General features: G+C 71.9%; 6 protein-coding genes. 5 read left to right on the top strand and 1 reads right to left on the bottom strand.

Going from position 1 to position 4334, the window contains the following annotated elements:
• The 3 genes from ACWJ6R_RS31040 to ACWJ6R_RS31030 form a co-directional block, all read left to right on the top strand.
• Positions 1-436, top strand: a 436-nt coding sequence (locus tag ACWJ6R_RS31040) for an acyl-CoA dehydrogenase family protein (RefSeq protein ID WP_449065632.1), incomplete at its 5' end; no start/stop codon positions are given.
• A 530-nt stretch (positions 437-966) separates the two neighbouring features.
• Positions 967-1395 (top strand): SSI family serine proteinase inhibitor, encoded by a 429-nt coding sequence (locus ACWJ6R_RS31035; protein WP_449065631.1) that lies wholly within the window; start codon positions 967-969, stop codon positions 1393-1395.
• A 187-nt stretch (positions 1396-1582) separates the two neighbouring features.
• Positions 1583-2026 (top strand): hypothetical protein, encoded by a 444-nt coding sequence (locus tag ACWJ6R_RS31030; RefSeq protein ID WP_449065630.1) that lies wholly within the window; start codon positions 1583-1585, stop codon positions 2024-2026.
• Positions 2027-2048: 22 nt separating this feature from the next.
• Here the strand turns inward: ACWJ6R_RS31030 and ACWJ6R_RS31025 are convergent, their stop codons facing one another.
• On the bottom strand, positions 2049-3407 hold the full coding sequence (locus ACWJ6R_RS31025; protein ID WP_449065629.1) for an MFS transporter: 1359 nt from the start codon (positions 3405-3407) through the stop codon (positions 2049-2051).
• 116 nt (positions 3408-3523) lie between these two features.
• Here ACWJ6R_RS31025 and ACWJ6R_RS31020 point away from each other — a divergent pair, with 116 nt between their 5' ends.
• Positions 3524-3883, top strand: a complete 360-nt coding sequence (locus ACWJ6R_RS31020) for a hypothetical protein (RefSeq protein WP_449065628.1) — start codon at positions 3524-3526, stop codon at positions 3881-3883.
• Positions 3884-4075: 192 nt separating this feature from the next.
• Positions 4076-4334: hypothetical protein (locus ACWJ6R_RS31015; protein ID WP_449065627.1), on the top strand; the 259-nt coding region annotated here is incomplete at its 3' end.

Raw genomic sequence — 4334 nt, 5'->3', positions numbered from 1 at the left:
AGAGGCCGCCCGCGACCTGGGCACGCTGGCCTGCGCCGCCCAGCTGGCCGGGCTGGGCCGCCGCCTGCTGGAGGCCACCGTGCAGTACGCCGTGGTCCGGCGCCAGTTCGGGCGGCCGATCGGCGCCTTCCAGGCGGTCAAGCACCGCCTGGCCGACGTGCTCGTTGACTTGGAGCACGTCCGGCCGCTGGTGCACGGCGCGGCGCTGGCGTACGGCTCGGCGGACTTCCCGCGCGACGTGTCGGCCGCGAAGGCCGCGGCCTCGGACGCCGCCTACACGGCGGCCCGGACCGCCCTGCAGGTGCACGGCGCGATCGGCTACACCGACGAGTACGACCTCGGGCTCTGGATCCGCCGGGCCCGCGCCCTGCACACCGCCTGGGGCTCCCCCGCCGCCCACCGCGCCCGTGTCGTCGCCGCCTTGACGGGCGTCTGATCCCCGGCCACCGCCCGTGTCACCACCGTCCTGACGGGCGTCTGGTCCCCGGCCACCGCCGTGCCGCCACCCGTCCGGCCGACGATCACGCCTCCCCGAGCGACGCGGCCGGGCGGTCGTCCGGACAGGCGCCCGCAGCGGAGTGTGACCCATCTCACTTCAGCGGAAAAACGCGTCGAGGTAATTCGGCCACGGAAATCCGTCACCTTGGATTACCACATTAAAAAGGAAACGCGACCTGCGCCGCAGCGCCGTGGACGGAGCGGACACGCGCGGGCGCCGCGCTCGGCGTCCGGGCGCGGCGGCCGCCGAGGAAGCGCTTTCTGATTGAAATATCAATCAGCTGTCCGGATGAGGACACACGCCGGTTTGCCCGGCAGATATTCCCGTCCTAACATCTCGTCGCGAAAGGATCCCCCGCCCACCGGCGGCGGATTTCCAATCCTTCCTCCGAAGGGCGGGCGGCGATCAACCCTCGCCGCCCGTCGTGCCGGAAACCGCAACCGCGGTATGACCAGATGGAGGCATCAATGAACATCAGCCGATTCACCGGCGGGCGCGCGGCACGGCTCGCGCTGGTCTCCGCAGCGGCTCTGACGCCGCTGCTGTGGACCGCGCCCGCCACCGCCGCCCCCTCCGGGCCGAGTGCTCCGAGCGGGTCGTACGTCCTGACGGTGCAGCCCGAGCTCGGATCGTCCCCGGTCAGGACGGTGACGCTGACCTGCGGCCCCGACGGCGGCACGCACGCCTATGCCGCGACGGCCTGCGACCAGCTCCGCCGCGCCGCCGGCAGGGTGGAGCGCATCCCCGAGGACCCCGGCATGTGCACGAGGGAGCACGCCCCCGTCCGCGTTACCGCCACCGGCGCCTGGAACGGCCGGCACCGGCATTTCAGCCAGACCTATTCGAACCACTGCACGGCGGTGCGCGCCACCGGCGGTTCCCTCTTCGCCTTCTGAACCGCGATTCTCCGCCTTCCGGTCCGCGATCGGAAGGCGGGGAACGGCGATGCCCATCGGCATTCACGACGTCCACGCGCGGGCTCATGCCCGCGCGCGGGCGGCGCATGCCTTTCACCGCCATTCCCCGGCATAGATCAGGAAACGCCAGCGGTAAAATGGATTCGACATTCGGAAGGAAGTCCCCATGATGAGGAAACTGTTCTTCGCGGTGGTGCTGACGATGGCGACGGCCGGTTCCGCGACGGCCTGGGCCGAAGCCCCGGCGCCGTCGGCGACCGGCTCCACGCGGATCGCCTTCCATAAGTCGGGCGGTTTCGCCGGGATCGACCAGGCGATCACGATCACCCGGGACGGTGTGGCTCAGGTCCGCGGCGCCGCCAGGAGCGCGGAGTTCCGGCTGACCGACGATGAGTTCCGCTCCCTGCGCCGCGAGCTCGACGCCGTCTCGACGTGGCACTCCTCCTCGGCGGGCTGCGACATCGCCGACCACTTCACCTACACGCTGAGCCACCGCGGCCGGCAGGCCACCCGCTGCCACGAGGTACCCGCCGACTGGCGGCCCGCGGTCGTCCGCCTGGAGGGCCTGATCGACCGCGCGCTCGCGGACCGGGCGGCGCCGCGCGGCTGAGAAAGTGTCGGGTAATTGACGGTCAGCGGCCGGTTTCCGCCGGCCGCGCCGCATCTTCGCTTCCCCTCTCGCCGGGACGGTCTTCACGTCCTGGTGTGAGTTCGGCGGAAACCGGCTCGTCGAGGGCGTCCGAGAGCCCGTCGGCGGCCGGTGCGAAGTCGGCGAACGACCGGATGCGGCTGCCCGTGATCAGCCAGGCGCCGCCGGCGACCGCCATGATCAGGCCGAGAACGACGAAGACCGCAGTCGCGCCCAGCCGGTCCAGGAGCGTGCCGGTGACGGCGGATGAGACGCCGAGGCTGAAGGTCGCGGTGGCGCTCCACAGGGAGGTGATGCGTCCGCGGGTCTCGTTCGGCGTCGCGGTCAGCAAAGTGGTCATGGCCGCCGGGCCGTACACCACCTCGGCGGCCGAGATCGCCCCCCACAGCGCCAGCGCGGACAGCACGCCGGCAGGCAGGCCGAGCAGCATGGTCAGCACGCCCTCCGCCAGGCACGACCATCCGATGACCCAGTGGCGCCCACGCGGCCCCAGGGCGCGGATCCGGGACGCAGCCAGCACAAGGACCACACCGCCCACGGCTCCCTGGACCGCGTAGAACCATCCGGTGCCGCCCTCGCCGAGGTCGTGCACCTGCAGCGCCAGGTAGGTCATGGCGGTGATCGCGCCGCCCAGCCCGAGGCAGAACAGCGCCTCCAGCGCCAGCAGCGCGGTGATGACGCGGTTGCGCGCGGCCACGGCGGCCCCCTCGCGCAGGGAACGCCACCAGCCGTGCGCGGGAGCACCCGCGGTCCGGTCGCCGGAGCGGACGGTGGCGGTGAGCGCGGCCGACAGCAGGAAGGAGAGCGCGTTGACGGCGAAGGCCCACCGCCAGCCCGCCACCGTGACGACGAGGCCTCCGGCGACGCCGCCCAGCGCCTGGAAGACCAGGCCGTTGACCTGCACGGCTGCCGCGTACAGGGGGTACTCCTGCGGCCGGGCCAGGCTGGGCATCCATGCGTTGCGGGCGACCTGGAAGACGAAGCCGGCGGCGGCGGAGGCGAAGGTCAGCGGGTAGACGAGCCAGAGCCGCCCCGGGGCGTCGGCGAGCAGGAACGCGGCGGCGAGCACCGCCATGAGCACGTCGGTCACCAGCATCACCCTGCGCCGGTCGGCCCGGTCGGCCAGCACGCCGCCCCAGACCCCGGCCAGCACGCCCGGCAGGTAGCGCACGGCCAGGGTGAGCCCGGCGGCCAGGCCGGCGCCGCTGTGGGCGTAGACCATCGCGAACACCGCGACCGCGGAGAACCATCCGCCGCACACGCTGACGAGGTTGCCGAGCCAGAGCATGCGCAGGTCGCGGTTGCGGACGAGCAGCTCGCGCAAGGTGCGCGCAGGTTCCACCTGGACTCCCGACGATCGAATGGTGATGATTTTCATTGCTGAGTCGTCGGAGATCAAGTCTTGACTTTGGTTTTCATTTTCACTACTCCTTGTAGGGACATCACGGACTAACAGGGGTGAACAGGGTGTTGGTGAAACGGCGGCTGGTCGGGCTGGTGCGCGACACCCCCGTGCTGGTGCTGGACGAGACCTCCAGCCGGCTCGACGCGCTGCCGGAGCGCGACGTGCAGGTGGCTTTGGACCGCGCCCGCGCCGGGCGCACGATCCTGGTCATCGCACACCGGCCGGCCACCCTGCGCGCCGCCGACCTGATCGCGGTGCTGGAACGCGGCCGACTCGTCGATACCGGCACCCACGAAGAGCTCCTCGCCCGCTGCGAGGCCTACGAACGTCTCGTGCGCTCCCAGGCGGACACCGCGGTGCTGCTGGCCGGAACGCCCGAGGCCCCCATCTCCCTATCCGATGAAAGGAGGTGAACCGGCATGACCGTCAAGAAGCTGAAGGTGAAGGCGCGTAACGCGTCCGTCCACTCGTCCAACCACGCCACGGTGGCGCTCGCCAAGGTGGCCTGGCGCTAGTCGCCCGGTGACGCCCCGGGTGCGGGCATGACCCAACCACGCCCGCACCCGGGTGCGACGGATGCTACTTCGAAGAAAGGTGCGCTCGCGATGACTTCCGGGCTGGACCGGCCCGCATGCTGGGCGGCCGGGACCACGTTCGTGCCCACCGGGGACGGGTGGCTGGTCCACGGCCCCGACGAGGACTTCATGGTCGTGCAGGTGCCGCCGCAGGACCGGGACGCGGTGGCGGGGTTGATCAGCGGGGAGCTCGGGGTGCGGGCCGCGCTGGAGCGCGTCCCGGACGCCGCCGACCTGGTCGCCGAACTCACCGCACCGCAGGAGGCGCCCGCCACGGCCGCCGGAGCCG

The sequence above is a fragment of the Planomonospora algeriensis genome (assembly GCF_977012225.1).
This window is presented reverse-complemented; position numbering and strand designations above follow the sequence as displayed.

What these genes read in the sequence shown, in the direction of transcription:
- ACWJ6R_RS31035 (WP_449065631.1), top strand. Translation starts at nt 967, where the DNA reads ATGAACATCAGCCGATTCACCGGCGGGCGCGCGGCACGGCTCGCGCTG.
- ACWJ6R_RS31030 (WP_449065630.1), top strand. Translation starts at nt 1,583, where the DNA reads ATGATGAGGAAACTGTTCTTCGCGGTGGTGCTGACGATGGCGACGGCC.